General features: G+C 62.9%; 24 protein-coding genes and 2 tRNA genes. 13 read left to right on the top strand and 13 right to left on the bottom strand.

Going from position 1 to position 26,452, the window contains the following annotated elements:
* The first annotated feature begins 65 nt into the window (after positions 1-65).
* From BBF93_RS16595 to BBF93_RS16585, 3 genes are all read left to right on the top strand, one after another.
* Positions 66-1,814, top strand: coding sequence for a DUF885 family protein (locus BBF93_RS16595; RefSeq protein ID WP_233349182.1), 1,749 nt, complete (start codon positions 66-68; stop codon positions 1,812-1,814).
* A gap of 233 nt (positions 1,815-2,047) precedes the next feature.
* Positions 2,048-3,916, top strand: a complete 1,869-nt coding sequence (locus BBF93_RS16590; protein WP_114106653.1) for an ABC transporter ATP-binding protein — start codon at positions 2,048-2,050, stop codon at positions 3,914-3,916.
* Positions 3,913-4,632 (top strand): type 1 glutamine amidotransferase, encoded by a 720-nt coding sequence (locus BBF93_RS16585; RefSeq protein ID WP_114106652.1) that lies wholly within the window; start codon positions 3,913-3,915, stop codon positions 4,630-4,632. The genes BBF93_RS16590 and BBF93_RS16585 overlap by 4 nt, the downstream gene beginning before the upstream one ends.
* A 15-nt stretch (positions 4,633-4,647) precedes the next feature.
* Here the strand turns inward: BBF93_RS16585 and BBF93_RS16580 are convergent, their stop codons facing one another.
* On the bottom strand, positions 4,648-5,433 hold the full coding sequence (locus BBF93_RS16580) for an outer membrane protein (RefSeq protein WP_114106651.1): 786 nt from the start codon (positions 5,431-5,433) through the stop codon (positions 4,648-4,650).
* 233 nt (positions 5,434-5,666) lie between these two features.
* Between BBF93_RS16580 and BBF93_RS16575 the strand changes: the two genes are divergently transcribed.
* Complete coding sequence (locus BBF93_RS16575; RefSeq protein ID WP_035602724.1) at positions 5,667-7,184, top strand: phosphomannomutase/phosphoglucomutase; 1,518 nt, start codon at positions 5,667-5,669, stop codon at positions 7,182-7,184.
* Positions 7,185-7,221: 37 nt separating this feature from the next.
* On the opposite strand, the gene BBF93_RS16570 is transcribed toward BBF93_RS16575, so the two are convergent.
* Entirely contained in the window at positions 7,222-7,845 is a 624-nt protein-coding gene (locus BBF93_RS16570) for a glutathione S-transferase family protein (RefSeq protein WP_114107130.1), read from the bottom strand.
* 152 nt (positions 7,846-7,997) lie between these two features.
* On the opposite strand from BBF93_RS16570, the gene BBF93_RS16565 reads away from it, so the two are divergent.
* The 4 genes from BBF93_RS16565 to BBF93_RS16550 all read left to right on the top strand — a co-directional run bounded on the left by BBF93_RS16565 (position 7,998) and on the right by BBF93_RS16550 (position 11,721).
* Positions 7,998-9,308 (top strand): UDP-glucose/GDP-mannose dehydrogenase family protein, encoded by a 1,311-nt coding sequence (locus BBF93_RS16565; protein ID WP_114106650.1) that lies wholly within the window; start codon positions 7,998-8,000, stop codon positions 9,306-9,308.
* Positions 9,309-9,339: 31 nt separating this feature from the next.
* A complete protein-coding gene (gene fsa, locus BBF93_RS16560; RefSeq protein ID WP_035601760.1) occupies positions 9,340-9,990 on the top strand; it encodes a fructose-6-phosphate aldolase in 651 nt (216 codons plus the stop codon).
* A gap of 7 nt (positions 9,991-9,997) precedes the next feature.
* Entirely contained in the window at positions 9,998-10,816 is an 819-nt protein-coding gene (thiD, locus tag BBF93_RS16555) for a bifunctional hydroxymethylpyrimidine kinase/phosphomethylpyrimidine kinase (protein WP_114106649.1), read from the top strand.
* An 86-nt stretch (positions 10,817-10,902) separates the two neighbouring features.
* Positions 10,903-11,721: a PhzF family phenazine biosynthesis protein gene (locus BBF93_RS16550; RefSeq protein ID WP_035601754.1), complete on the top strand. Its 819-nt coding sequence runs from the start codon at positions 10,903-10,905 to the stop codon at positions 11,719-11,721.
* Here the strand turns inward: BBF93_RS16550 and BBF93_RS16545 are convergent.
* From BBF93_RS16545 to hemC, 6 genes are all read right to left on the bottom strand, one after another.
* Positions 11,718-12,428: an SDR family NAD(P)-dependent oxidoreductase gene (locus BBF93_RS16545; RefSeq protein WP_114106648.1), complete on the bottom strand. Its 711-nt coding sequence runs from the start codon at positions 12,426-12,428 to the stop codon at positions 11,718-11,720. The two genes, BBF93_RS16550 and BBF93_RS16545, sit on opposite strands and share 4 nt — an antisense overlap.
* Positions 12,429-12,470: 42 nt before the next feature.
* A tRNA-Thr gene (locus BBF93_RS16540) sits at positions 12,471-12,546 on the bottom strand.
* A 69-nt stretch (positions 12,547-12,615) separates the two neighbouring features.
* Complete coding sequence (locus BBF93_RS16535; RefSeq protein ID WP_114106647.1) at positions 12,616-14,052, bottom strand: heme biosynthesis protein HemY; 1,437 nt, start codon at positions 14,050-14,052, stop codon at positions 12,616-12,618.
* A gap of 5 nt (positions 14,053-14,057) precedes the next feature.
* Complete coding sequence (locus BBF93_RS16530) at positions 14,058-15,131, bottom strand: COG4223 family protein (RefSeq protein WP_114106646.1); 1,074 nt, start codon at positions 15,129-15,131, stop codon at positions 14,058-14,060.
* A gap of 69 nt (positions 15,132-15,200) precedes the next feature.
* Positions 15,201-15,926, bottom strand: a complete 726-nt coding sequence (locus tag BBF93_RS16525; RefSeq protein ID WP_162786617.1) for a uroporphyrinogen-III synthase — start codon at positions 15,924-15,926, stop codon at positions 15,201-15,203.
* On the bottom strand, positions 15,923-16,888 hold the full coding sequence (gene hemC / locus BBF93_RS16520; RefSeq protein ID WP_114106645.1) for a hydroxymethylbilane synthase: 966 nt from the start codon (positions 16,886-16,888) through the stop codon (positions 15,923-15,925). The genes BBF93_RS16525 and hemC overlap by 4 nt, the downstream gene beginning before the upstream one ends.
* 102 nt (positions 16,889-16,990) lie before the next feature.
* Here hemC and BBF93_RS16515 point away from each other — a divergent pair, with 102 nt between their 5' ends.
* Both BBF93_RS16515 and BBF93_RS16510 read left to right on the top strand, forming a co-directional pair.
* On the top strand, positions 16,991-18,862 hold the full coding sequence (locus BBF93_RS16515) for a DUF885 family protein (RefSeq protein WP_114106644.1): 1,872 nt from the start codon (positions 16,991-16,993) through the stop codon (positions 18,860-18,862).
* Positions 18,863-18,976: 114 nt separating this feature from the next.
* Positions 18,977-20,140: an acyl-CoA dehydrogenase family protein gene (locus BBF93_RS16510; RefSeq protein WP_114106643.1), complete on the top strand. Its 1,164-nt coding sequence runs from the start codon at positions 18,977-18,979 to the stop codon at positions 20,138-20,140.
* Between the two features lie 18 nt (positions 20,141-20,158).
* Here the strand turns inward: BBF93_RS16510 and BBF93_RS16505 are convergent, their stop codons facing one another.
* Positions 20,159-20,677: a disulfide bond formation protein B gene (locus tag BBF93_RS16505; RefSeq protein WP_114106642.1), complete on the bottom strand. Its 519-nt coding sequence runs from the start codon at positions 20,675-20,677 to the stop codon at positions 20,159-20,161.
* Between the two features lie 48 nt (positions 20,678-20,725).
* Positions 20,726-21,358, bottom strand: a complete 633-nt coding sequence (locus BBF93_RS16500) for an exopolysaccharide biosynthesis protein (RefSeq protein ID WP_051612775.1) — start codon at positions 21,356-21,358, stop codon at positions 20,726-20,728.
* A gap of 76 nt (positions 21,359-21,434) precedes the next feature.
* Here BBF93_RS16500 and BBF93_RS16495 point away from each other — a divergent pair.
* From BBF93_RS16495 to BBF93_RS16485, 3 genes are all read left to right on the top strand, one after another.
* Positions 21,435-21,518: transfer RNA gene (locus BBF93_RS16495), tRNA-Leu, on the top strand.
* Positions 21,519-21,704: 186 nt separating this feature from the next.
* A complete protein-coding gene (locus BBF93_RS16490) occupies positions 21,705-22,901 on the top strand; it encodes an integrase arm-type DNA-binding domain-containing protein (protein ID WP_114106641.1) in 1,197 nt (398 codons plus the stop codon).
* Positions 22,902-23,057: 156 nt separating this feature from the next.
* Positions 23,058-24,071, top strand: a complete 1,014-nt coding sequence (locus BBF93_RS16485; RefSeq protein WP_162786616.1) for a hypothetical protein — start codon at positions 23,058-23,060, stop codon at positions 24,069-24,071.
* A gap of 135 nt (positions 24,072-24,206) precedes the next feature.
* On the opposite strand, the gene BBF93_RS16480 is transcribed toward BBF93_RS16485, so the two are convergent.
* From BBF93_RS16480 to BBF93_RS16470, 3 genes are all read right to left on the bottom strand, one after another.
* Positions 24,207-24,548: a hypothetical protein gene (locus BBF93_RS16480; RefSeq protein WP_114106639.1), complete on the bottom strand. Its 342-nt coding sequence runs from the start codon at positions 24,546-24,548 to the stop codon at positions 24,207-24,209.
* 65 nt (positions 24,549-24,613) lie between these two features.
* Positions 24,614-25,804, bottom strand: coding sequence for an IS256 family transposase (locus BBF93_RS16475; protein ID WP_199288454.1), 1,191 nt, complete (start codon positions 25,802-25,804; stop codon positions 24,614-24,616).
* Between the two features lie 62 nt (positions 25,805-25,866).
* A partial coding sequence (locus BBF93_RS16470) for a Fic family protein (RefSeq protein WP_162786615.1) occupies positions 25,867-26,452 on the bottom strand: 586 nt, incomplete at its 5' end.

The following is a 26,452-nucleotide window of genomic DNA, read 5'->3' as shown; positions in this document are numbered from 1 at the left end:
AGCTGGTATCCGCTTCTACGAGCCTCTAGGGTCGTGTCAACGCAGGCACTCGTGGGAGCGACAAATTGAAACCGGCTGTTCTGGCGCTTTTGATGCTGTCTCTCGCCCCGGTTGCCCTAGCGGCGCCAGCAGACCCGCTGGACGCGCTGGTGGCCGCATATGAAGTGCACACGCGCCAGGGAGACCCCGATCAGGCCGCCGATGCAGACGCCGCGCTGGTGAGCCGGTGGCGGGATGTTTCACCCGAAGCGCTGGCGGCGCGGGCGGGCAAGGCCAGCGCGCTGCTGGCTGAAATCGAGGCAGCAGAGACCGGCCGGACGCTGGATCAGGCGATCCTGACGCGGCTTCTGGCCGATGAAATCCGCGAAGTGACCCATGATTCGGCCCGCATCCCCTTCACCGGGGATTGGGGCTTTCAGGCAGAGCCGGTGTTTGCCGCGATGCGCCTGCGGGTGCGCACGGTGGCCGAGGCCGAAGCCTGGATTGCGCGCCTGAATGATGTGCCCCGCTATTTTGCGCAGAACCGGGCCAACATGACGCGCGGGATCGAGACAGGCTGGACCGCCCATGCCGACCCGCTGAACACCGCGCGGGCGCAGATCGAAGCGCAGATTACCGATGATGTAGCCGCCAGTGAGCTTTACCGGCCGCTGGCGGAGATGAGTGATTCGGTGGACGCAGAGTCCAGATCACGGCTTCAGGCCGAGGGGCTGGCAGTGGCGGCGCGCGCCATCGGCGCCTATCGCGAGACGCTGGCCTATATAGATGAGACCTATGCCCCGGCGGCGCGCCAGGGCGCCGGGATTGCCGGGCTGGACGGCGGGCGCGAGGTGTATGCCGCGCTGGTGGAGACGCATACGGCGGGGGCGGGCTATTCGCCCGAGGAGATCCACGCCATCGGCCTGGAAGAAGTGGCCCGCATCCGCGCGGCGATGGAGGCGATCATTGCAGATACCGGCTTTGAGGGCAGCTTTGCCGATTTTCTGGTGTTCCTGCGCACCGACCCGCAATTCTATGCGCAGAGCGCGGCAGAGCTGATGCATGCGGCCAAGCATATTGCTGCGCGGCTGGACGCGATGCTGCCGGACTATTTCAATCTGCTGCCGCGCCTAGGCTATACCGTCGAGCCGGTGCCCGCCTCGATTGCGCCGGGATACACGTCCGGGCGGTATATGTCGGGGGATCCGGGCGAGGGACGGCTGGGGGCCTATCTGGTCAATACCTATGCCCTCGACCAGCGCCCGCTTTACGAATTGCCGGCGCTTTCGGCGCATGAGGCCGTGCCGGGGCACCATCTGCAGATTGCGCTGGCGCAGGAGATGCAGGCGCAGCCCTGGTTCCGGCAGAACTATTACGCCACCGCCTTCGGGGAGGGCTGGGGGCTTTATGCCGAATATCTGGCCAGCGAGGCCGGCCTGATGGAGACGCCGTATGAACAGTTCGGCGCGCTTTCCATGGAGATGTGGCGGGCGTGCCGGCTGGTCTCGGACACCGGGCTGCACTGGTATGGCTGGAGCCGGGAAGAGGCCGAGACCTGCTTCAAGGAAAATACCGCGCTCGCCCCGCTCAACATCCAGACCGAGGTGACGCGATATATCGGCTGGCCGGGACAGGCGACGGCCTACAAGATCGGCGAGCTGAAAATCCGCGCGCTGCGGGCCGAGGCCGAAGCGGCGCTGGGCGAGCGTTTCGACATCCGCGCCTTCCATGATGTGGTGCTGGGGCAGGGGGCGGTGCCGATGGACGCGCTGGAGATGCAGGTGAAGGCCTGGATTGCGGCGAAAACGGGCTTGGGGGCGCCGGCGGCGCCGTAGCTGCCGCCGCGCGCAGGGAAAAAATCAAGTGTTTCCCCTTTCGTCACACTCGATGCGCGTGAGCGCATCTGAGTGCCCATCCCCTGCCATTGCCGTTGCTTGCAGCAGCGAGAGCACGAGATGGGCGCTCTGACGGGCTTTGCCCGCCGAGCGTGACGAATGAGCCGCAAGCGGGTTCCATGCCAATCTTTCCTCCTTGTTCTTTGACGCCTGCCTCTCCAAATGGGCGGGCCATGTTTCGCTTCTTTGAACGCCGTATCGATCCGTTTCCGGAGACCCTGCAGGGGACCCCGCCCAAGGGGCTTTGGCCGTTTCTCTGGCATTATATCCGCCCGGCAGCGCCCTGGCTGATCCTGATGTCTCTCTTCACGGCGCTGATCGCGGTGGGGGAGGTGGCGCTGTTCGGCTTCCTCGGCGGGATTGTTGACTGGCTGGCCTCGGCTGACCGTGCGGGCTTCCTGGAGCGCGAAGGCAGCACGCTGGCCGTCATGGGCGCGGTGCTTCTGATCGGCCTGCCGCTGGCGACGCTGATCCAGGGGCTGATCGTCTATCAGGGCCTGATGGGGAACGTGCCGATGAGCGCGCGCTGGCGGATGCACCGGCAGATGCTGGGCCAGTCGATGGGCTTTTTCGGCAACGAGTTTGCCGGGCGTGTCGCCACCAAGGTGATGCAGACGGCATTGTCCGTGCGCGAAGTGGTGATGAAGGTGCTGGATGTCTTCGTCTTCGTGGCGGTGTATTTCATTTCGGCGCTGGTGCTGGTGGCGGCGGCCGATCCCTGGCTGATGGCGCCGTTCATTTTGTGGGCGGTGGTTTATGGCTTCATCCTGCGCTGGTTCGTGCCGCGCCTTGGCAAGATTGCCGAAGCGCAGGCCGATGCGCGCTCGATCATGACGGGCCGGATCGTTGATTCCTACACGAACATTCAGACGGTGAAGCTGTTTGCCCATTCCGGCCGTGAGGAAGACTATGCCAAGGGCTCGATGGACGGGTTCCTGCAGACGGTTTACCGGCAGATGCGGATGGTGACGGGGTTCAACGTCATCGTCTATGTCAACAACTCCCTGCTGGTGTTCCTGGTGGCTGCCGGCGGCATCTATCTTTGGATGGGCAATCTTGTGGGCGCGGGCGCCGTGGCCGCGGCCGTGGGCCTGACGCTGCGCATCAAGTCCATGTCGCAATGGATCATGTGGGAAGTGGCGGGCCTCTTCGAGAATATCGGCGTCGTCTATGATGGCATGGCGATGCTGCAGAAGCCTGTGGCGGTGGAAGACCGGTCGGGCGCGGCGGCGCTGCCGCGTGTGAAGGGCGAAGTGACCTTTGAAGGCGTGACCTTCCATTATGGCAAGGGCGCGGGCGTGATCGAGGATTTGAGCCTCGCCATCCGGCCGGGCGAGAAGATCGGCCTGGTGGGCCGCTCGGGCGCCGGTAAGACGACGCTGACCAGCCTGCTGCTGCGCTTCTATGACGCCGAAAGCGGGCGGATCCTGATCGACGGGCAGGACATTGCCGGGGTGACGCAGGATTCCCTCCGGGCACAGATCGGCATGGTGACGCAGGATACTTCGCTGCTGCACCGCTCCATCCGCGAGAACATCTCTTATGGACGCCCCGAGGCGAGCGATGAGGACATCCGCGTCGCCGCCGAGAAGGCCGAAGCGATGGCCTTCATCGAAACGCTGGAAGACTCCAAAGGCCGGATCGGCTTTGATGCGCATGTGGGCGAGCGCGGCGTGAAGCTGTCCGGCGGCCAGCGCCAGCGGATCGCCATTGCGCGGATTTTCCTCAAGGACGCGCCGATCCTCATTCTGGATGAGGCAACCTCGGCGCTCGATTCCGAAGTGGAGGCGGCGATCCAGGACAACCTCTTCCGCCTGATGGAAGGCAAGACCGTTCTGGCGATTGCCCACCGGCTGTCGACCATCGCGCAGATGGACCGGCTGATCGTGCTCGATCAGGGCCGAATCGTGGAGCAGGGGACGCATGACGAGCTGGTCGCCGCGGGCGGTCTCTATGCTGAGCTTTGGGCGCGCCAGTCCGGCGGGTTCCTGGTGGAGCCCGAACGGATTGAGACAGAGGCAGTGACGGAACCGGCAGAATGAAGCTGACGATAGTGGAAACGGGCCTGTCGCCTGCGGCGATCCGTGACCGGTTTCCGGACTATCCGGAGATGTTCCGGCGGATGTTCGAGGGGGCTGGCGCCGGCCTTACCTGCGAAACGGTGTCTGTGGCGCGCGGGCAGGGCTTGCCGGACCCGGGGGGTCTGGAGGCGGTGCTGTATACCGGTTCTCCGGCGGGCGTTTATGATGATGAGCCATGGATCAGCCCGCTGATGGATTTCATCCGGGCGGGCGCGCAGGCGAAGCTGCCGCAGGTGGGCATCTGTTTCGGCCATCAGATCATGGCCGAGGCGCTGGGCGGAAAGGTCGAGAAGTCCACCAAGGGCTGGGGCGTGGGCCGCCATACCTATGATATCGGCGCGACGCCGGGATGGGCAGGGGCCGCGCCCGAAGCGATGCGCATTGCCGTCAGCCATCAGGACCAGGTGGTGGTGAAACCGCCGGGGGCGGATATTGTGGCTTGTTCGGCGTTCACCGAATTTGCCGGGCTGAGTTATCAGGATTTTCCCGGACTGAGCTTTCAGTGCCATCCGGAATTCGATCCGGAGTTTTCCGCGGCGCTCTACAGCGCGCGCCGGGGTGTTTCATTGAGTGAAGAAACGGCAGATGCGGCGATCGCCTCGCTGGACGGGGCGTGCGACCGCCGCTTTCTGGCGCAATGGATCGTCAGCTTCCTGAAGACTTCTTCGGTAAGCTAACGCGGGGATGACCCATCAGCTGCCGAAACGGTAGCGGGCACCGATGCTGAGCACGGTCTGCTTGTCTTCGACATTCAGCGTGCCGGGGAAAAGGTCGTTCTGCAGCTCCACATCATCGGTGGCGCGGTAGACCGCCTCGCCGAAGAGGTCGATCTTGTCGGTGATGGCCCAGCTGGCACCGCCCTTGACCTGCCAGGCGAGTTTGCCTTCGCTGTCATCGATGATGCCGACGCCGGAGGGGCGATAGGTCACCTGCACATCGGAATAACCAAGGCCCGCGCCGACATAGGGGCGGATCATGCCGTCGCGGTTGAAGTCGTAATAGAGGTTGGCGAAGACGCTGGTGGATTTGATATCGCCTTGGCCATCGGCCACGACCGCGCCGACGGTGGCGCCAAGCTGGGTGGCCGAGCCGGTCAGCACCGCCGCATCGACGCCGTCGATCACGGTGCCGGCAACGTTGACGCGGTTATGGGTGTCCACATCCGCCTTGGAATAGGCAAGCTCGATGCCCGAGCGCAGGCCGTTGCCATAGAAGGCGCCGACTTCGCCGGAGAGGGTGTAGCCATTGTCGAATCCGGTTTCCCAGCCATAGGGCGTGCCGGCGGCGATGGCGGTGCCGAAGGGGATCACGGGGGCGCCGTTGCCGGTGGCGAAGGCGCCGGTTGTGCCGCTATTGGAGCTGTCATTCTGGAAGAGGTAGCCAACCGAGCCGGCAGCATACCATTCCTGCGCCGAAGCCGGGGCCGCCACAGCGGCTGACAGGACGCCGAAGAGGGCAATCGCGGAGCAGACTTTCATGTGTTTTCTCCTGTGTGGGGTGCAGGATCGGGCGGCGTCGAGAGGAAGCGCCGCGCGCGTCCGGGACAGGAGCTAGAATAAAATATCTTGGTTTCAATATTTTATTCCTGAACTTTTTGTCAGATTGAGGCCGCATTTCTCCTTTGCCCCCAGGGCGCGAATTTTGCATGGAAGAGGGCGAGACATTTGCGGGCGCTTCGCGCCGCGCCAGAACCATTTCACGGAGAGACATCATGCTGCCCAGACCGCTTGCCGATATAGCCCCCAACACGCTCGAATTCGAGATTCTGCCGCTGGTGAAACCGACGGGCTTCCGGGAGTATGACGCGCGCTGGTGGTTTAACGGCATCGGTCACGCCAAGGCGCCGGAGCTGAACCTTACGGGCGTGCAGGCGCTTGGCCTGGGCATGGCGACGCTGTTCCATGAGCTGGGCGTAAAGCCGACCGTGGTGACGGGGCATGATTTCCGCTCGATCAGCCAGCCGATCAAGAATGCGCTGACGCTCGGCATGGTGGCCGGGGGCTGCGAGGTGCTGGATGTGGGCCTGGCGCTCTCGCCGATGGTTTACTGGAGCCAGTTCGAACTGGATGCGGCGTGCTGCGCCATGGTGACGGCGAGCCACAACGAGAATGGCTGGACCGGCGTGAAGATGGGGGCCAACCGCCCGCTGACCTTCGGGCCCGAAGAGATGGGCCGCCTCAAAGAAATCGTCATGGGCGGCAAGTTCGAGGTGCGCGAGGGCGGCACGCACAAGCGTGTCGATGGCATCCGCGAGAAATACATCAAGGCGATCATCGGTGACACCAAACTGAAGCGGAAGCTGAAGGTGGTCGCGGCTTGCGGCAATGGCACGGCCGGCGCCTTTGCGGGCGATGTGCTCCGCGGGCTTGGCGCAGAGGTGATCGAGATGGATTGCAATCTCGACAACACCTTCCCGAAATACAATCCGAACCCGGAAGATCATGAAATGCTGCACGAGATGTCGCTGGCAGCAAAGCAGCATGGCGCGGATGTCGTGCTCGGCTTTGACGGCGATGGCGACCGGTGCGGCGTGGTGGACAATACCGGCGAAGAGATCTTTGCCGACAAGATCGGCCTGATGCTGGCGCGTGACCTTTCCAAGCATTACCCGAACGCGAAATTCGTGGTCGATGTGAAATCCACCGGCCTTTACAAGACAGACCCTGTGCTGAAGGCGAACGGGGCGACGGTCGACTACTACAAGACCGGCCATTCCTATATCAAACGCCGCACGACCGAACTGGGCGCGCTGGCGGGATTTGAAAAGTCCGGCCACTTCTTCTTCCGCCCGCCGATCGGGCTTGGCTATGATGACGGCCTGATTGCCGCCAAGGCGGTTCTGGAGATGCTGGACCGCAATCCCGGGCGCACGATGGCGGACCTCAAATCAGAGCTGGGCGTGGCCTATACCTCGCTGACGATGGCAGCCCATTGCGGCGATGAGGTGAAGTATGGGGTCGTCGACCGCATGGTCGAGGAATACAAATCTTTCGACGGCAAGGAAATCCTTGGACGGAAGGTTGTCGAGGTGAACACCGTCAATGGCGCCCGCGTGACGCTGGAGGATGGCTCCTGGGTGCTGGTGCGTGCTTCGTCCAACAAGCCGGAGCTGGTGGTCGTGGTGGAATCCATGGCCAGCGAGGCGGACATGAAAGACCTCTTCCACAAGGAAGTGAAACCGCGCCTCGGCAAACATCCCGAAGTTGGCGGGTATAATCAGGAAATCTGATCGATCATCCCCCCGGCCCAGGCCGGGGGCAGATCTCTCACGCCGCCGGGCCGTATTCGGGGATGGCGGCGTCGTCGAGTTCGGCGGCGCGCCGGGCCGCGGGGCGAGACTGGATGCGGTCGAGATAGGCGGCAATCCTGGGCGTAGCCGGGATGGAGCCGAACTGCGTTGCCCAGCCGATATGCGAGCCGGCATAGACATCGAGCGCGGAGAATTTGCCGCCCAGCATGTAGCCGGTTTCCGGAACGAGGCTCAAGAGCACGTCAAGCGCGCGCTCGAACGTGCCATAGCCGGCCATGCGGGATTGCTCCGGGGTTACCTGAACGCCGAGGGCGGCATTGACATTGGCCTGTTCCCAGGGCCCGGCGGCAAACATCATCCAGCGGTAATAGCCGGCCCGGCCTGCCAGCGGCGGGGCGAGGCCGGCCTCGGGAAAGGCGTCTGCCAGATAGAGGCAGATGGCGCCGCATTCGGTGACCACCTGGCCATTGTGGACGATGGCGGGCACCTTCTGCATCGGGTTTACGGCGGCATAGGCGGCGCTGTTCATCTCGTCGCCATAGCGCAGGAACCGGGTTTCATACGGCGCGCCGGTTTCTTCCAGCATCCAGCGGATGATCCGCCCGCGGGACATGGGATTGGTATAGAAAACAAGGCTCATCCGCCGCTCCATATGTTCACGTTTTGATCCTTGCGCTTTTGCCCGCGCTTCGTCAACCGGTCTTTCCCCACGGCAATCTCCTCTTGATTCCGCCGCTCAAAAAATGCACCCCGCCAGCATCTGCCTCGCTTCAAGAGTGTTGAGGGAATCCCATGCGTGTTGCGATTATTGGTACGGGCTATGTTGGGCTTGTGTCTGGGGCCTGTTTTGCTGATTTCGGGCATACGGTGACCTGTGTGGACAAGGATGCCGTCAAGATCGAGAAGCTGAAGGACGGCGTCATGCCGATCTATGAGCCCGGCCTCGACGCCCTGGTGGCGAGCAATGTCAAGGAAGAGCGCCTGTTCTTCACCACCGATGCCAGGGAAGCGATCAAGGACGCCGATGCGGTGTTCATCGCGGTGGGCACGCCCTCGCGCCGCGGCGATGGCCATGCCGACCTCTCCTATGTCTATGGCGCGGCCGAAGAGATTGCCGGGCTGATGGACGGGTTCACCGTCGTCGTCACCAAATCGACCGTTCCGGTGGGCACCGGGGACGAGGTGGAGGAGATCATCCGCAAGGCGCGCCCCGATGCGGAGTTTGCCGTTGTCTCCAACCCCGAATTCCTGCGCGAAGGCGCCGCCATCAAGGACTTCAAGATCCCCGACCGGGTGGTGGTCGGCACCGAGGATGCGCGTGCCCGCGAGGTGATGAAGGAGCTTTACCGGCCGCTCTTCCTCAACGAGACGCCGATCCTCTTCACCTCACGGCGCACCTCCGAGCTGATCAAATATGCGGCCAACGCCTTCCTGGCGGTGAAGATCACCTTCATCAACGAGATGGCTGACCTCTGCGAGAAGGTCGGCGCGAATGTGCAGGAAGTCTCCCGCGGGATTGGCCTGGATGGCCGGATCGGGGCGAAGTTCCTGAATGCCGGGCCCGGTTATGGCGGCTCCTGCTTCCCGAAAGACACCCTCGCTCTCACCAAGACCGCGACTGATTATGGCAGCCCGGTGCGCATCGTCGACACCGTGATCGATGTGAACGCCGCCCGCAAGAAGGCGATGGCCGACAAGGTGATCGCCGCGATGGGCGGGGATGTGACCGGCAAGACCATCGGCGTGCTCGGCCTCGCCTTCAAGCAGAACACGGACGATATGCGCGACGCGCCCTCGCTCGACATCCTGCCCGCCCTGCAGGCGGCCGGCGCGCGGGTTGTGGCGTATGACCCCGAAGCGATGAAGGAGGCCGCCCATCTCCTCAAGAACATCGAGTTTGCGGGCAGCGCCTATGCGGCCGTCGACGGCGCCGACGCAATGGTCATCATCACCGAATGGGACCAGTTCCGCGCCCTCGACATGGGCCGCATCAAGACCGCCATGAAAGGCAATGTCGTCGTCGACCTGCGCAACATCTACAGCCCCGAAGACATGGCCAAACGCGGCTTCGCCTATACCTCCATCGGACGGCCTGTCGTATAATCCCTCTTCCAGCGCCTCAGGAAACACGCTCATGAAATTCTTCGTAGACACTGCCGACACCAAAGACATCGCGGATCTGGCGGCAACCGGCCTGATTGACGGGGTTACCACCAATCCGTCGCTGATCGCAAAATCGGGCCGCCCCTTTGCCGAGGTGATCGCCGAAATCTGCGGCCTTACCGATGGCCCGGTCAGCGCCGAAGTGGTCGCCATCGACGCCGACGGCATGATCAGCGAAGGCCGCAAACTGGCCAAGATCGCAGAGAATGTGGCGGTCAAACTGCCCCTGACCTGGGACGGGCTGAAAGCCTGCCGCACGCTCGCCGATGACGGTATCCCGGTGAATGTGACGCTGTGCTTCTCGGCCAATCAGGCGCTGCTGGCGGCCAAGGCCGGCGCGGCGTTCATCTCGCCCTTCATCGGGCGCCTGGATGACATCCACATCGACGGCATGGACCTGATCCAGGAGATCCGTCAGATCTATGACAACTACATGTTCGAGACCGAAATCCTCGCCGCCTCGATCCGTTCGCCCAACCATGTGAAGCTTTCGGCGCTGGCCGGGGCGGATGTGATGACGGCGCCGCCGGCCGTGATCCGCAGCCTTGTCAGCCATCCGCTGACGGACAAAGGGCTCGAGACCTTCCTGGCGGACGCGAAGAAGGCCGGCATCAAGGTCTGAGGTCGTCATGGCTGAAGCGGAAGGCCCGCGCGGCCGCGTCCTGATCATTGCCGGCTCCGATTCCGGGGGCGGGGCAGGGATACAGGCCGATATCAAGGCCGTCACGATGATGGGCGGATTTGCGATGACGGCGGTAACCGCCATCACCGTCCAGAACACGCTGGGCGTACAGGGCGTGTGGCCTGTGCCGGTGGGCGCGGTGACCGATCAGATGAAGGCGGTGCTGTCCGATATCGGCGCCGATACCATCAAGACCGGAATGCTGGGAACTGCCCCGCTTGTCGAAGCGGTGGCCGAGACGCTGGCGGGACATGCGCTTGGTCTGGCCCGCGTGATCGATCCGGTGATGATCTCCACCTCCGGCCACAGGCTGGTGGATGAGAAAGGGGTTGGCGCGATCCGTTCCGAGCTTGTCCCGCGCGCGCGGCTGGTGACGCCGAATGCGCCGGAGGCGGAGGTTCTCACCGGCAAGGCAGTTGAAACCCTGGACGGTCAGCGCCGCGCGGCCGAGCGCCTCCTGGAACTTGGTGCGCATGGCGCACTGGTGAAGGGCGGACATCTGCCGGGTAATGTCATCCATGACGTGTTGCAGACGACGACGGGCGAATGGATTTTCGAAGGCCCGCGCATCGACACCAAAGCGACGCACGGAACAGGTTGCACGCTCGCCTCGGCGATTGCGGCGCTGCTGGCGCAGGGCGTCAGCCTACCAGACGCGATCGAGCGGGCGCGGGAATATCTGATGGGCGCGATCCAGCATGCGCAGGGCTTCGGCAAGGGCCACCCCCCGGTGAACCATGGCTGGACGCTGAAGGCGGATGAATAGCTGGGCTTAACGACCCCGCAGAAAACTTCATTTTACCCGCTGCCGGGGCCGTGCGAGACAGGGCGCTTCTTCAGGAGTGCCCCTTCATGCCGGTTTATCCCTTCTATCAGGTCGATGCTTTTGCCACCCGCGCGTTTGAGGGCAACCAGGCGTGCGTGATGCCGATGGAAGCCTTTCTGGCGGATGACGAGCTGCTCAAGATTGCGGCGGAGAACAATGTGGCGGAGACGGCCTATCTTGTTCCGCAGGCAGAGGGTGTCTGGGCGCTGCGCTGGTTTACGCCGGCGGTGGAGGTGCCGCTCTGCGGGCATGCCACGCTTGCCTCGGCGCATGTCTTGTTCGAGGCGGGCGGCTATGCCGGCGATGTTATCCATTTCGACACGGTACAGTCCGGCCGTCTCAGTGTGCGGCGGCTGGCAGATGGGCGGCTGGAGATGGATTTTCCTTCCGCGCCGATCCGGCCTGTTCCGGTAACGGATGATATTGTGGCTGCGCTGGGCGCCCGCCCGCTGGAAGCCTGGGGCGGGATGTTCTATGCCGCCCGCTTTGACAGCCCGGAAACAGTGAAGAGCCTGACACCGGATGTGAAGGCGCTGAAAACTTTGGGCGCAGAAGGCGAGGGCTGGGATCGGGGCAATTTCGGCTGTTTTGCGCTGGGCGGGGAGGGCGTGGACGCGACCAGCCGGTTCTTTGCGCCAGGCTCCGGCATTGATGAAGACCCCGCCACGGGCAGCTGGCACACGATGCTGTCGCGCATTCTGGCCACGCATTTTGGCCTGCCCGAGGCAACCTGCCAGCAGGCTTATCCCGGCCGGGGCGCGCGGATCGATGTGCGGCTGGAGGGCGACCGGGTGAAGCTGACAGGGCGGGCGGTTACCGTGATTGAGGGCCAGTTCCGGCTTTAAGGCGGGATTTCCTTCCCGCTCCAGTCAAAGCAATTGCCGCTGTCTTCCGGAGTGAGCGTTCCGATGACGCCGAGAAGATAGCTGGCAGACTGGGCCGGGGTAAAAAGCCTGCCGCCCGCCACGCCGGACTGGAAGGGCCGGGAGAGGCCGGTATCGACCGTGCCCGGATGAAGGCCCACGCAGATATTGCCCGGCGCGCGGCGTGCCTGCTCGATAGCGTAATTGCGTATCAGCATGTTGAGCGCGGCCTTGGATGCCCGGTAAGCGTGCCAGCCGCCGAGCCGATTGTCGGAGATCGAGCCAACGCGCGCGGAAAGGGCGGCAAACACGCTGCGCTCGGTCTTGGGCATCAGGGGCAACATGTGTTTGGCAATGAGGGCCGGGGCCACCGTGTTGGCGGCAAACACGCGCTCGAACGCCGCGGTTGATTGGTGGCGGTAGGATTTTTCCGGCTGCAGGCCCGCGTCATCTGACAGGATCCCACTCGCCACGATGCAGAGCGTGACCGGTCCTTCAGCGCCAATAGCCTGCGCAGCGGCTTCCAGCGCCGTTTCATCCAAGAAATCTGCAGTGAGCGGAGTCGCCCCGTCTATTGCGGCGCCGCTGCGGGACACCGCAAAGACCCGCGACCAGGCGCCGCTCTGGACCAGATTTTCTGCAAGGGCGCGGCCGATCCCGCCCGAACTGCCGAAGACAACTGCGTTCATGCCCCGCAAGCTAGGGCGTGTCATACCGGCGAAAAGGGGAAATGGTGCCGCTTAGGTGACTTGAACACCTGACCCCATCATTACGAATGATGTGCTCTACCAGCTGAGCTAAAGCGGCATGCCGTTTCGGCAGGCCCCGCATATACTGGCAGGGCCCCCGGCATGCAAGCCGGTTTTGCCTCTAGGATCAGTCGTCGTCCGGGGCGTAGTCCAGCGGCTGGGTCAGCGGGCCCTGCGGCGGTTTCGGGGGGGTGACATGGGTGTCGTCCGGCTGGTGGGCGAGCGCCAGCACGCGGCCAGCCTCAAGCTCGCGGCCATAGCTTTCATAGCGGGGATGGATCAGCTCGCCGACATCGCCGAAGGCATAGACGAGCCGCGCCCAGCCCTGACGGTCATAATCGAAAGCGCTGCCCTTGGGGTCGATGTCCGACCAGTCGGCCTCGCGGGAGGCGGAAACGGCCATCCGGCCCCAGCGCTGGGCTTCGCCCATATCGCCATAGCCCTTGAGGGCGCGTTCCATCAGCAGGCAGAGGCGGGCGGTGGGGTTTTCCTCCACCAGCAGGGCGAGCACCTTGATCGCTTCCACCCAGTCTGCCGCGTCCATCGACAGCTCGGCTGCAAGAATGCGGCTTTCGCGGTGGGTGGGGTGGGCATCGACCAGCGCCTTGAGGCGGGCGGCGATGTTCTCGCGGCTGTCTTGGGGCACGAGGCGGCGGGACAGCTGGGCAAGGGCCGGGTGGGGCCGCGCCTTCCAGCCAAGCTCGAGCACGCCTTGGGCGGCTTTCGCCTTGCCGTCGATCATCAGGAACCGGGCGCCGTGATAGGCGGCGGGCGGAAAGTCCGGCGCCGAGCGGATGGCGTCGGCGAGGGATTTCTGGGCGGCGGGCTTCTCGGTGACCGGCAGGTTCACGGCGCGCGCGGTGAACAGCACGGCGCGGCGGCGCTTGAGATTGGGCCCTTCGACGAGCCCGCGTTTCTCGCCCATGGCGAGGGTGTCGAGCGCCTTCTCCCAATCGCCCTTGGCGACCTGAATGTCGAACAGGGAATTGAATGGCCAGTCCGCATCCGAGCGCAGCTCCAGCGCCTCGCGGGCGCGCGCTTCGGCGGTGAGCTGGTCACCGCGTTCGGAGGCGGCGGTGGCCGAGCCGCGCAGACCCGCCAGCTGGCCGCCGGGCAGGCGGGTGAGCAGGCCCCAGGCGCGCTCGGCGCCGGCCCAGTCATCATTGGCTTCGGCAGCGCGCGCTTCCAGCAGCAGTTTCAGGCGTTCATCCTCGGCATTGCGCATAGCTTTCTTGGCAAGGCGAAGGGCCGCTTTGGAATCGCCGCCTTCAGCGGCCAGCAGGCCTTCGGCAAGGGCAGCATTGGCCTTGCGCGTACGGGCCAGGCGCTGGGCCTTGGAGATGCGCCCGGGCAGCACCAGAATGCCGGTTGCCAGCCACCAGGCCAGCGCGATCAGGCCGCCGAATACCAGAAGCAGGATGGCCGCCACGCCCGCGCGCACCGACACGATTTCCTGGCCGACAGGGAAGGTGACTTCCCCCGGAAGGCTGAACGCCCACCAGGCCAGCACCGCGCCGATGGAAATCAGCAGAAGGACAAAAATGAAAAGGAAAAACCGGCTCATTCGATCTAATTCTCCGGCTCGATCAGGCTTAGCCTGACATCTTCGAGCACCGCCTCCAGCGTGATGCGGCGGTTTGCTTCGCGGGTCCAGTCCTGCGCCGCGCGGGCGGCATTGCCTTCCAGCGTGGCGAGGGCCTTGACGCTTGCGGAAAGATCTCCGGCGGCCAGCGCTTTGGACGCTGTGTCGAGGGTTGCGACAACGGGGTTCTCCCGCTTGTTGGCGGGGCGCACGGTGACGGCGTCCCCGAAAACGCGGTTGAGCCAGGAAAGCTGGCTCTGGGGTTGTTCGGCCGCCGCATCTGTCTTGCCGGCTGCGGTTACGGCGGCGCGCATGGTGGTGAAATCCGCCTGCAGCCTGGAGGTGGTGGGCACGCCGCTGACATAGGGGGCCAGCCGGCGGACGGTCTGGTTACCGGGCGCGGCGGCGCGCAGGGCGCGATAGTCGGCTTCAAAGCCGGTGCCCCGGCGGGCGGCGCTTTCGATGGCCGACAGCGCAAGGGCCGCTTCGGCTTGACGGTCCTTCTCGGGCTCCGCCTGTGGCTCGGGCGCGGCAACCGGCGCAGCGGCGGCTGTGGCGGCGGCCTGTTCCATGGCGGAGAGCCGGGCCTCAAGGGCGGTGATCGTGCGCAGCGCTTCGGCCGGGGTGGCGCCTTCGCCGGGTTCAATCCGCTCGAGTGCGTCGATCCGCGCCGTGAGGCTTTCCACAGCGGGTATGCCGGCGCCGCTGGCCAGCAGTTCGTTCAGTTTCCTGGAATTGTTGCTGACCTCACCAATCAGGCTGGAGAGCTCATCGGAGGCCTCGGGCATTTCAGTGAGACGGCGTTCGAATTCGGCCTGCTGGGCTGTCAGATCGGCCAGCTGCTGGTCCAGCGCGGCCGATGTCTGCGGCACGATCAGATCGCGGCCGAAGATGCCGCCCGCTGCGCCCAGCAGCACCGCAGCAATCGCCGCCACAGCCACGCCGCCCCAGCCGGGGCCAGCGGCCTTCGCATTTGCCGGCAGCGGATCGGGCGCGGGTTCAAAATGCGCGTCGATCGGTTCTGCGTGCGGTTCTTGGCCTGGGGTGCTGGTATCTGTCATGAATCCGTCGGTGGTCTAATTCCTGGGCAGGAGTGTGGCACAACGCGCCTCTGCGGCAAAGCGAGCCGGTCAGGACGCGAGACGGTTTGCCGCTTCGCCAAGGGCGGCCATCAGCGCGTCTTCATTCGGCCGCCCGGCAATATGAAGGCCCGCCAGGGGTATCCCTTGCAGCGGGGCCGCCGCCGCTTCGGAGATGGCGACGATGATCGCCTGATCAAGCTTCGCGCCGCTCTGCGCAATCGCCGCCGCGCCTTTTGCCGAATGCACCAGCAGGAGGACCGGGCCTTCCCTCAGCGCCGCCAGCGCGGGGGCGGAGAGGGCAGGGGCAGGCTCGGTGCGGTAGGCGGCGGCAAAGCGGGCCGGGAGGCCTGCATCTTTCAGCGTGGCAACCAGATTGCCGGCGGCAGCATCATTGGCGATGTGCAGGAGAGGGCCGGAAATCTCCCCGCGCGCGGTGAGGATCAGCCGGGCAAGATCCGCCGCGTCTCCATCGCCTTCCACAACCTTTGAGAACCCGGTCTCGCGGGCGGCGGCGGCGGTTGACGGGCCCACGCACCAGGCCGTCAGGCCCTCTGCGGGCGTGCCCGAAGCGGCAAAGGCGTCGACGCCATTGGCGCTGGTAAAGATGAGATCGCGCACACCGGCGAGCGCAGCCGGATCAAGCCCGCAGGGAATGATCTGCAGCATCGGGGAGAGGAGGGCGCGGTATCCGCGCTGGGTGAGGGCGTTGGCGGTGTCGTCCGCGCCGGGCTGGGTGCGCGTGACGATCACCGCCAGGCCCGGCGCCTCTGTCACCGCTCGTCTCCGAAGACGGGCAGGGACTCCTTGGCTGCGAAGATGATCTCCTGCGCAACCGCCCGGCCGAGCAGCACGAGCTGCGCGTCGGTGGCATCCTTGCGGCAGACGCCATCCCCGCGCCAGCGGGCAGTGCCGCCGGGGCTCAGTACTTCGCCGATCAGCTCCCACTCATCGCCCCGGTCGAACAGATGGGCGGCGATGGGCGTACGGCAGCTGCCATCAAGCTTTTCGAGGAAGGCGCGTTCGGCAATCGCGGCGGCCCGGCTGGGGCCATGGGTGAGCGTACCCAGAATCTCAAGAAGCTCCGTATCCGCATCATCGCGCGCCACGACGCCGATGATGCCTTGTGCGGCGGCCGGCAGCATGTCCTCCAGCGGAATGGGGGTGGCAACGTCTGCCATGCCCAGCCGGGTAAGTCCGGCCATGGCCAGGAAGGTGGCGTCGGCCTGGCCTTCTTCCAGCTTGCGCATACGGGTCGCCACATTGCCCCGGAAGGTCACCACTTCAAGATCGGGCCGCAGGGCGAGGGCCTGCGCTTCCCGGCGCAGCGAGGCCGTGCCGAGCTTTGCCCCTTCGGGCAGTTCGCGGATGGATTTTGCTTTGTGGGAGAGGAAGCCGTCGCGCGGGTCTTCCCGCGCGGGGAAGGCAGCAAACACCTGCCCGGCCGGCAGCACGGAGGGCACGTCTTTCAGGCTGTGAACGGCAAGATCAAGTTCCCCGCGCGAGAGGGCGTCATCCAGTTCGCGGGTGAACAGGCCCTTGCCGCCGGAATTGATCAGCCGTTCGGTCGTCAGCTTGTCGCCGGTGGTGGTGAACGCCACGATTTCGCACTCGTATGCGCCGGCGGAGGCTGCGCGGATGCCGTCTGCGATCTGATTGGCCTGGGCCAGCGCCAGCGGAGAGCCGCGCGTGCCAAGCCTGAGGCGCCGGGCGCCTTTTGTCGGGTCTGTATTGGTCATGGCCCTCCCTAGCCGGGGAAATCGTACTTGCCAATTGACGCCGGGACCGCAGGGGGGTACGCCCTCTTATCGTTTAACGGCAAATGCCCGGAGGAATCCCCCATGTTGCGCAGCGCTGTCTCTGCCATCGCCCTCGCTTTCGTACTCGGCGCCTGCGCGCCGGAGACGCCCAAACCTGCCGCCCCGGTGGAGCTTTCCGCCGAAGAACAGGCCGCGCTCAGCGAAAAGCTGAATGCCTGGTTTGACGCCAAATACGAAGAACAGCTGCAGGAGAGCCCGGTCCAGCTGACCTTCCTTGGCCGCAAGGACAAGAATGACCAGATCGACTGTATGACCATCGTCTGCCAGGACGAGCAGCTGGCCAAGGCGAAAGCTGCTGTCGATGAGCTGAAAGCGACCTTCGACTACAATCAGCTTTCGGCGGCCGACAAGGATTCCTATGATCTGTGGGTCTTCCAGTATGAGCAGGCTGCTAAGGCCGTGCAGTTCCGCAATAACGGGCTCATCTTCGATCAGATGACCGGGGTTCACGCCTTTATCCCTACCTTCCTGATGCAGTTCCATTCGGTCGATGAAGAGGCCGATGCCCGCGCCTATGTGAACCGGATCAATGAAGCGGCGCGCGGTCTGCGCGAGCTTCTGGTGCAGGCGAAGGACAAGGCCGGCAAGGGCGTTCACGCACCGAAATTTGCCTATGAGGCGGTCATCGACCAGTCGCGCAAGATCATCACCGGCGCGCCGTTCACGGAAGGGCCTGACAGCGCGCTTCTGGCTGATTTCAAGGCGGAGGTTCAGAAGCTTGTGGACGCGGGCAAGACCACGCCGGAAACCGCCGCAACGCTGATCGCAGAAGCAGAAGCTGCCCTGAAGGGCGACTTCCTGGCCACCTATAATGAAATCATCGCCTTTGCCCAGGAAGACCTTGCCAACTCGCCCGACCCGGCAGGTCCCCAGGGCCTCAGCACCCAGCCCAATGGCGGGCCCTACTATGATTTCATGCTGTCGCAGATGACCACCACCAGCATGACAGCCGACGAGATCCACAATCTCGGCCTGTCGGAAGTGGACCGTATTCATGGCGAGATGGAAGCCATCAAGGCACAGGTTGGTTTTGAAGGCACGCTGAACGAATTCTTTGCCAGCATCCGCGATGCAACCGACGATCCACGCCATTACTATCCGGACACGGATGAAGGCCGTCAGGCCTATATCGATGATGCAACCGCTGCCATCGACAAGATCAAGGCCGTCCTGCCTGATTATTTCGGCATCCTGCCGAAGGCCGATCTCGTCGTGAAGCGCGTGGAGCCGTTCCGCGAACAGGCCGGCGCCGCCCAGCATTACTATCCGGGCACGCCCGATGGCTCGCGCCCTGGCGTCTATTATGCCCACCTTCTCGACATGACCGCCATGCCCAAGGGCGAGCTGGAAGTGATCGCCTATCATGAAGGCCTTCCAGGGCACCATATGCAGATTTCGATTGCCCAGGAGCTGACCGGCGTGCCGATGTTCCGCACCCAGGCGGGCTTCACCGCCTATTCGGAAGGCTGGGGGCTCTATTCGGAGAAGCTGGCCAAGGAAATGCCGGGCACCTATACCGATCCGTATTCGGACTTCGGCCGTCTCGGCTCTGAAATCTGGCGCGCGATCCGTCTCGTGGTCGACACTGGCCTGCATTCCAAAGGCTGGACCGAGGATCAGGCCGTTCAGTACTTCCTCGACAATTCCGCCATCACCGAGGCGCAGGCACGCTCCGAAGTGCAGCGCTATATCGTGATCCCCGGACAGGCGACCGCCTACAAGATCGGCATGATCGAAATCCAGCAAATGCGGGCCAAGGCGGAAGCTGAACTTGGCGACAAGTTCGACATCCGCGCCTTCCATGACACGGTGCTGGGCGGCGGCGCGCTTCCGCTGGCCATGCTGGAGAAGAAGGTTGATCGCTGGATCGAGGAAGTCAAAGCCGCCGGCTGATCTGACAGTCTGTCAAATCGCTGACTGAACGCGAGGGCAGGGCTTGCCAGACGGCGCCCTGCCCTCATTCTTTTTCGAGAGATAAAAAGCAGACATGCCTCGGGGAGAAATGCCTTGGATCTGAAATTCAGCGATCATGTCGAGGGTTTCCGCCGCGACGTCCGCAGCTGGTTCGAAACGCAGTTTCCGAAGGATATCATCGAGAAGTACAAGGCCGGCCTGCCGCTGACGACGGCAGAAGTGCGCCGCTCCGAAATGGCGCTCGGCGCCAAAGGCTGGCTCGCTTCGGCCTGGCCAAAGGAATATGGCGGCCGCGGCTGGAGCATTGAGGAGCAGTATGTCTTCGATGAGGAGCTGGAGCGCGCCGGCGTCCCCACCGTGACGCCGATGGGCGTCGTTTATGTTGGCCCGGTTATCTACACCTTCGGCTCACCGGCCCAGAAAGACCGCTGGTTGCCCGGCATCCGCGACGGCTCGACCGGCTGGGCGCAGGGCTATTCGGAGCCGGGCGCGGGCTCAGACCTTGCCAGCCTGCAGTTTTCCGCCGAGCTGAAAGACGGCGTCTACACGCTCAACGGTCACAAGATCTGGACCTCAGCGGCCCAGCATGCCGACTGGATCTTCCTGCTCGCCCGCACCAGCCAGCGCGAGAAGAAGCAGGAGGGCATCTCCTTCATCTGCTGCCCCATGGATGCGCCGGGGGTAACGGTCAAACCGATCATCAGCATCGACGGGGCCCATGCGCTCAACGAGGTGCTGTTCGACAATGTTCAGGTGCCGGAAGAAAACCGCATTGGCGAGGAAGGGAAGGGCTGGACCTATTCCCAATACCTCCTCGGCTTCGAGCGCACTTCTTATGCCCGTATCGGTGGCAAGCGGGCGATGCTGCGCCATGTCCGTGCGCTCGCCACAATGGGCTCCGCTGGCAGCAATGAGCGGCTGATCGACGATCCGGGTTTTGCCATACGTCTGGCACAGGCGGAGCTGGCCGTGGATGGGCTGGAAATGACAGTGTTCCGCATTCTGTCTGCGGTGGCTGCTGGCGGCTCGCCCGGAGACGCCGCCTCCACCGTCAAGATTCTCGCTACCGAAACCCATCAGCAGATCACGGAGCTTTTCCTGGACACGGCGGGGCCGCATGTCGGCCATCGCGGCCCGTCTTCCGGCACCACCCCGCGGGATGTGGCAACGTATTTCGCAGGCCGCGCCCAGTCGATCTATGGCGGTACCAACGAAATCCAGAAGACCATCATCGCCCGCAAGGTGCTGGGGCTCTGAACCTGAGGCCAAACGCCTTCAGGGTGCGCGATAGTTGCGGAAAGTGATCGCGGCGGCGGCAAAGCTGATGCCCGCCAGAAGCGCAGAGATCATGCCGTTCCAGCCCGCCATGGACAGGCCGAGGATGTAAAACGGCGCGTCATTACAGGCGGGCAGTTCAAACACCTGGTCCAGGTCGCCCATGGCAAAGGGATCAACCGCCGGGCCGGTCGAGCAGCCTGAAGGCGGCGGGAAAATCTCCCACTCGACCCCGGCATGATAGGCCGCAACAATCACGCCCACGACGAACACAAGCCCGATCAGCACGTTCAGCGCCACCAGGAAGCGCCGCTTCGGCAGGAACCGCCACCAGGTCAGCCCGGTCAGCGTCATGGCGATCAGCGCCCAGTAGACTTCTCGCTGCCGCAGGCAGAGCGGGCAGGGGGGCAGGCCGCCAAATGTCTCGAAAGCGTGGGCGGCCGCCAGCATCAGGGCTGAGGCGGCAAGGGCGAGGGCGGGCCAGCGCCAGCCTGTCAGGGCAGTGGTAATCAGCTGCATGACGCGACCTTCGGCGGCAAACCCCGCCCGGCGCAATGCGGCGGCGTGTCACGAGCCCAGAATGGCCGATGAAATATGTGTGATTACATTGAGGCCGAGGAAGGCGCCGGTGATCAGCGCGCCGACCCAGAGCGTGCCCAGAATGACCCCGGCGATCACCGCCAGCCCGTCCTTCTGCATCAGGCCAAAGGCTGTCACCGCCACCGCCATGCCCGGCACGGTATTGGTCATGGGCAGCGGCGTCAGGATCGAGGCGGAAAACAGGAAGAGGAAAAAGCCGATCACCCGTTCGGAGCGCCGCCCGGTGATCACGCTGAAGCGCGGGCGGATGATCGCCTCGATCCAGCCGAACCATTTGCGACCGCCCGTGGCCATCTGCGTCAGGCCCTTGCGGTCGATCTTGCGCTTGCCAAGGGCAGCCGGCAGCCAGGGCTCCTCCCGGCCGATCACCATCTGGAAGGCCAGCGCCAGCATCGGCAGCGCCACCACCTGCGGCACGCCGTAGAGGAACGGAATGCAGCAGGGCAGGGCCAGCAAGAACAGGCCCGCGCCAAAGGCGCTTTCGTCCAGCCGGTCAAAGATTTCGCGCAGGGAAAAGCCTTCTTCCGGTGCGGCCTCGGCCAGCACTTCGATGGTCTGCAGCAGGGTGCGGTCGGGATTGGCGGTCATGGGAGATGTCATGGTTGGAATTCACTATAGCAGAGAGATTGACATATCACTTCCCTCTGCGGCAGGAGTTTGGCCGTTCTCATGGGAAGCCCCTGTGGTGAAATGGTAGACGCGGCGGATTCAAAATCCGCTTCCGAAAGGAGTGCTGGTTCAAGTCCGGCCAGGGGCACCATTCCAAACTCCGTGAGCGTCCGCTCACGTCCAGAAACATCCACAAAAAACAAATACTTATCGCAATTTTGGCGGCTGTTTCGTCCATGGCCGTCCGTTGGCATTTTGCCAAATTTTGGTCGATTTTTTCGAAATTGTTGGCATTCTCTACGGATCGAAGGGGTAACCTGAGAGGGAAATGCCAACAATGAAACTGACCGACCTTCACATCCGGAAGCTGAAGCCGGGACCGAGAACGGCGCGATATAGCGACGGGCATGGTCTTTTCCTGGAAATCACGCCGCAGGGCTCGAAGCTCTGGAAGATGGCCTACCGGTTCGACGGAAAGCAGAAGACGCTGTCTTTTGGGAAGTATCCCTTCGTATCCCTGCTGCGGGCGCGCGAAAAATGCGCCGAGGCGAAGGCCCAGCTCTATGACGGCCTCGACCCCCGCGAAAAGGAAAAGGCAGAAGCCGCCGTTAAAGTGGCCCGGACAGAGCACACGTTTGCGAAGATCGCGGCAGAGCTGCAGGAGAAACGGAAGAAGGAAGGGATTTCGAAGACCACGCTCCAGAAGCGCGACTGGTTCATCCGGCTGATAAACAAGGATCTGGGCGACATGCCGATCACCGAGATCAAGCCCATTGATATTCTCGTGCCGCTCCGCAGGCAGGAAGCGCGCGGGAACTACGAAACCGCCCGCCGCATGCGGTCTTCCATCGGGCAGGTGTTCCGGTACGCCGTCGCCACAGCCCGCGCGGACAGTGATCCCACTTTTGCGCTCAGGGACGCCCTGATCACGCCCAAGGTCCAGCACATGGCGGCGCTGACAAAGCGGGAGGATTTCGCGAGGCTCCTGCAGGTGATCTGGACCTATGAGGCGGGCTCGGAGATCACGCGCTCGGCGCTGAAGCTGATGGCCATGCTCTACACCCGGCCAGGTGAGCTCCGGCTGGCGCACTGGAATGAATTCGACTTCGAGAAACGGGTCTGGACGCTCCCGGAAGAGCGGATGAAGATGCGCCGGCCGCACCATAAGCCGCTCGCCGAGCCGGTTATCGAGATCCTCCGCGAGCTGCAGGAGCAGACGGGCAACCGCGTCCGGGTGTTTCCGTCGCTTACCGGGAATGACCGGTCGATCAGCGAGAACACGATGAACCAGGCTTTGCGCCGGATGAGTTTCACCAAGGAAGAGATGACGCCGCACGGGTTCCGGTCGAGCGCGTCGAGCCTGCTTAACGAAAGCGGGCTCTGGAACCCGGACGCGATTGAAGCAGAGCTCGCGCATGCCGACAGTAACCAGGTCCGGCGGATCTACCACCGCGCCCTCTACTGGGAGGAGCGGGTGAGGATGGCCGACTGGTGGGCGCAGGAAGTGCTGGCAATGGCTGGCATCAATGCATGACTAGCATGCGCGCTTAAATAGCAATACTGTTTCACAAATGTCTGGTCCAAGGTGTGGTCCAAAATTTTTGCGATATTATATATCCGTATAAGGAGAATTTCGGTGGGGGTGCACAGGGTTAAGCGTTGTATATTTTGCGGACGGGAGCCAACAGGTGTGCAACGCAACTTTGAGCACATTATTCCAACTTGGTTGGTGAACGAAGCAGATCTTGCGCATCGTAAAATGACCGTCGCGTTACCCAAGAGGCCAATAACGGTCAATATGAATCGTATCGGTACTAAGGTGTGCGTCAGTTGCAACAATAACCATGCTGCTATTGAGGGCGGTGCTAGGTCAGCTTTTGATGCATTAAAATCCGGAGAAGCACTAACCGATAATGAGATCAGAAATCTGCTCGATTGGATGGATAAGGTGCGAGTAGGCATGTGGCTATGGCTGTACGAGTGTTTGCAGCAGGGGAGGGGTGGATCGCCCAAATTCTGGATACAAAACCGCATTGCACAGAAGGACCGATTGCTCGTCCTGCGGCGCTATCCCAAAGGCGCAAATATGAGGGGTTTAGCCTTCTGGGGACTAGCCGGCTATTTCATCGGCTTACCGAGTGCTTTCGGTCTTCTTGCCAACAATATTGCGTTAATTTCCGTCTCGTCTGAATTCTTTGTAGCTCGACACATTCGCACCCTCAATATCAAGCGGGTTTTGGGTGGAGACCAAGAGCCGGATTATTTCGATGTGCAGTTGGGTGGGAACTCTGGACCCCTGTTTAATCTGCTGTCGGGCGCTACTGTATTCGGTCAATGTATAATGCCCAAAGACTCATTTTCAGAGTTTGGAATACCTGTGGTTTCTGAAAGTACTGCGCATAAGGGTTTGTCCGAAGGTGAGATTGTCTCATTAAATAATCGCTTGGTTGAGTCGCCTGTTAGCTCAAAAATTGTTCCCGAATTCAAAGGCAATGTCGCGGCAAATGTGACGCTAATGGAATTGGATGTTATCCGGGCTTTCCAGTATTTGCTCGCGGATGTTTTGCGCGCGGGGACCCCAAGACTATTAACTCCTGCGACAACTACAATGAGTAACGTTGCGGAGTCTCAAGCGGAAGCGAGTATGCATGAGTTGGCAATCAGGTACAAATATGAACAGTTGACCGGATTGAAGTTCCGCTGATCTGTGGCTCACCTTTGTGAGGCTTTGTGTATCAGAAACTCTATTTTAATTGCGTTAGTACTTAATGCTGTATGCTGACTTATCTTCAGATGTGCCTTTGGAAGTTATTCGGGGAATCTAGGGTGCGGTCGGAGTTTAAGTGGCGAGACTTTTTTGTTGATCGTCAAACCCCATTTCTGGAGTCGCAAACGGAAGCCAGTAGCGGGTGCTGCGGCCCCCGCCCGTCACCACGAGTGCGCCAAGGTCGACGAGTGACTGAAGATCCCGTGTTGCTGTTGGTTTGGAGGTTTTGGCAATCGAGCCGTACTTTCCTGCGCTCATGCCGCCCTCAAAGCCTTTTGGTCCTTCATCCAGCATGCGCCGGATAACCCGTAGCTGGCGGTCGTTCAGGCTTTCCCTGAAGGCGTCGAAATACTTCACCTTCCGAAGCGTGAACGTGACCTCGGCTTCGGCATCCTTCTGCGCCGTGATGCACACAGTCAGGAAGTATTTCAGCCAGCCGCTGACTTCATGGTAGTGTCCAGAATCTTTCGCACTTTCGATTATGCGACGGCGGCTCCATGGGTTTGAAGTTTCATTTCGTGTAGCGGCTGCATGTTCATGTATCGACGCGTACTCCATTCGGTTCCGGCGACGTGTCGCAATCGGGCTGCTGCGAGGTTGAGGCAGGACTTTCCATCCGGGAAGGCGCCCACGACCTTGGTCCGCCGTCGGATCTCCTTCATCAGGCGCTCGAGCGGATTGTTGGTTCGCAGCTTGATCCAATGGCTGTCGGGGAAGGCATAGAAGGTCAGCGTTTCCTCGATGCGTTCCTCAAGCAGATCAGCGGCCTTGCCCATCCGCTGGCGGCGCAGCTCGGCGATCACGGCTTCGGCCTTTGCGGCGGCCGCCTCCCGGCTTTCCTGCGCATGGATCGCCTTCAGCATGTGAGCGACGTCTCGCACCTTCGTTGCCGGCACATGGCTGAAGACATTGCGATAGAAGTGCACGATGCAGCGCTGCCAACGGGCGTCGGGCAGGTAATCGGCCACGCTCTCGATCAGGCCGCGGCAGGCATCAGAAATCACCAGCTCGACGCCGCTGAGGCCCCGATCGACCAGGTGGCGCAGGAAACTGGACCAGCCTGACTTGTCTTCCTTGGCGCCCTCGCAGATGCCGAGCACGTCCCGAAAGCCTTCTGACGTTACCCCGATCGCGACCAGCAGAGATACGTTGCGGACCTCGCCAGCCCAGCTTCGCTTCATCACGATACCGTCGAGATAGATGTAGGGGTGCGCGCCCTCGATCGGGGCGTTGCGCCAGGCCTCGATCTTCTCATAGATCTTCTTGTTGAGGTTCGAGACCGTCGACGGCGACACCTTGGTGCCCCAAAGAGCTTCGGTGATATCCTCGACCCGCCGAACCGAAACGCCCGCCAGGTACATCTCGATCAGCGCCTCTTCCACACTGCTCTCGCGACGGCGGTAGCGTTCGATGATCGCCGTCTCGAATGTCTGCTGGCGCAGCTTCGGCATCTTCAGCTTCACTTCGCCCGCCTTGGTCTGAAGGCTCCGCTCGTAGTGACCGGCCCGGGTGTCCTTGCGCGCTTCGCTGCGCTGGTAACGGTCTGCGCCGCACAAGCGGTCCGCCTCGGCATCCAGCATCGCGTTCAGGGCTTCTTCCACCGTCCCGCGCACCATCTCGCCCAGGTGATCCCTGATCCGAGCCTCATCGATGTGGATCACGTTCCCCATCGGCTTGCCTTCTCTGTCGTCCATCTCCGGTCCTCTCACTCTGAAAGGAACCACCGGCAAAATCAAATGTGCGAAAGATCCTGTACGTTATCGACTTCATTCGTCCTCTGAGCAAAGTTCAGGGCGTCATAATAAGCGTCCCGGTCTGCCTCGATCGCTTTTGAGAGGCTGAGCAGGCCGGGCCTGCCGAGCCCCTGGGAAAGGGCCTTTTCTGAAATGGCGCGGCCGATCCTGCCATTCCCATCTTCGAAAGGGTGGACGGTCTCGAAATAAAGATGCGCCAGTGCGGAGCGGACAGGCGCCTGCTTGATTGGCGTGGCGCCCTGCGGCGCGGTCGCGTTGAACCAGTCGATGAACGTGTCCATCATTGCCGGGACGGCAGCCGAAGGTGGCGCCTCGAAGTGCACAGTCTCCCGGCCGATGGGGCCGGAGACGACCTGCATCGGCTCAGCATGGGCGCGCCATGCACCTGCCGTGATGCGCGCATTGCCGCGCATCAGCATGCGGTGCCAGTCAAACAGCATCGTGGCAGTCATGGGCGCGGCAAAGTCCCGCCTGATGGCCACCATCAGCTCGGCAATCCCGATGGCGCGGGCGTCCTTGGCGACGGCTTCCTCTGTAAGGCCGAGATTGCGCCGGATGGACGAT

Source organism: Hyphomonas sp. CACIAM 19H1, from assembly GCF_003325995.1.
Lineage (GTDB): Bacteria > Pseudomonadota > Alphaproteobacteria > Caulobacterales > Hyphomonadaceae > Hyphomonas > Hyphomonas polymorpha.
Note: the sequence above shows the minus strand (reverse complement) of the source record. Positions and strands in the feature narration are given on the sequence as shown.

Coding starts and splice junctions, on each gene's coding strand:
- BBF93_RS16590 (WP_114106653.1), top strand. CDS start 2,048: ATGTTTCGCTTCTTTGAACGCCGTATCGATCCGTTTCCGGAGACCCTG.
- BBF93_RS16585 (WP_114106652.1), top strand. CDS start 3,913: ATGAAGCTGACGATAGTGGAAACGGGCCTGTCGCCTGCGGCGATCCGT.
- BBF93_RS16580 (WP_114106651.1), bottom strand. CDS start 5,433: ATGAAAGTCTGCTCCGCGATTGCCCTCTTCGGCGTCCTGTCAGCCGCT.
- BBF93_RS16575 (WP_035602724.1), top strand. CDS start 5,667: ATGCTGCCCAGACCGCTTGCCGATATAGCCCCCAACACGCTCGAATTC.
- BBF93_RS16570 (WP_114107130.1), bottom strand. CDS start 7,845: ATGAGCCTTGTTTTCTATACCAATCCCATGTCCCGCGGGCGGATCATC.
- BBF93_RS16565 (WP_114106650.1), top strand. CDS start 7,998: ATGCGTGTTGCGATTATTGGTACGGGCTATGTTGGGCTTGTGTCTGGG.
- fsa (WP_035601760.1), top strand. CDS start 9,340: ATGAAATTCTTCGTAGACACTGCCGACACCAAAGACATCGCGGATCTG.
- thiD (WP_114106649.1), top strand. CDS start 9,998: ATGGCTGAAGCGGAAGGCCCGCGCGGCCGCGTCCTGATCATTGCCGGC.
- BBF93_RS16550 (WP_035601754.1), top strand. CDS start 10,903: ATGCCGGTTTATCCCTTCTATCAGGTCGATGCTTTTGCCACCCGCGCG.
- BBF93_RS16545 (WP_114106648.1), bottom strand. CDS start 12,428: ATGAACGCAGTTGTCTTCGGCAGTTCGGGCGGGATCGGCCGCGCCCTT.
- BBF93_RS16535 (WP_114106647.1), bottom strand. CDS start 14,052: ATGAGCCGGTTTTTCCTTTTCATTTTTGTCCTTCTGCTGATTTCCATC.
- BBF93_RS16530 (WP_114106646.1), bottom strand. CDS start 15,131: ATGACAGATACCAGCACCCCAGGCCAAGAACCGCACGCAGAACCGATC.
- hemC (WP_114106645.1), bottom strand. CDS start 16,888: ATGACCAATACAGACCCGACAAAAGGCGCCCGGCGCCTCAGGCTTGGC.
- BBF93_RS16515 (WP_114106644.1), top strand. CDS start 16,991: ATGTTGCGCAGCGCTGTCTCTGCCATCGCCCTCGCTTTCGTACTCGGC.
- BBF93_RS16505 (WP_114106642.1), bottom strand. CDS start 20,677: ATGCAGCTGATTACCACTGCCCTGACAGGCTGGCGCTGGCCCGCCCTC.
- BBF93_RS16500 (WP_051612775.1), bottom strand. CDS start 21,358: ATGACATCTCCCATGACCGCCAATCCCGACCGCACCCTGCTGCAGACC.
- BBF93_RS16490 (WP_114106641.1), top strand. CDS start 21,705: ATGAAACTGACCGACCTTCACATCCGGAAGCTGAAGCCGGGACCGAGA.
- BBF93_RS16475 (WP_199288454.1), bottom strand. CDS start 25,804: ATGGGGAACGTGATCCACATCGATGAGGCTCGGATCAGGGATCACCTG.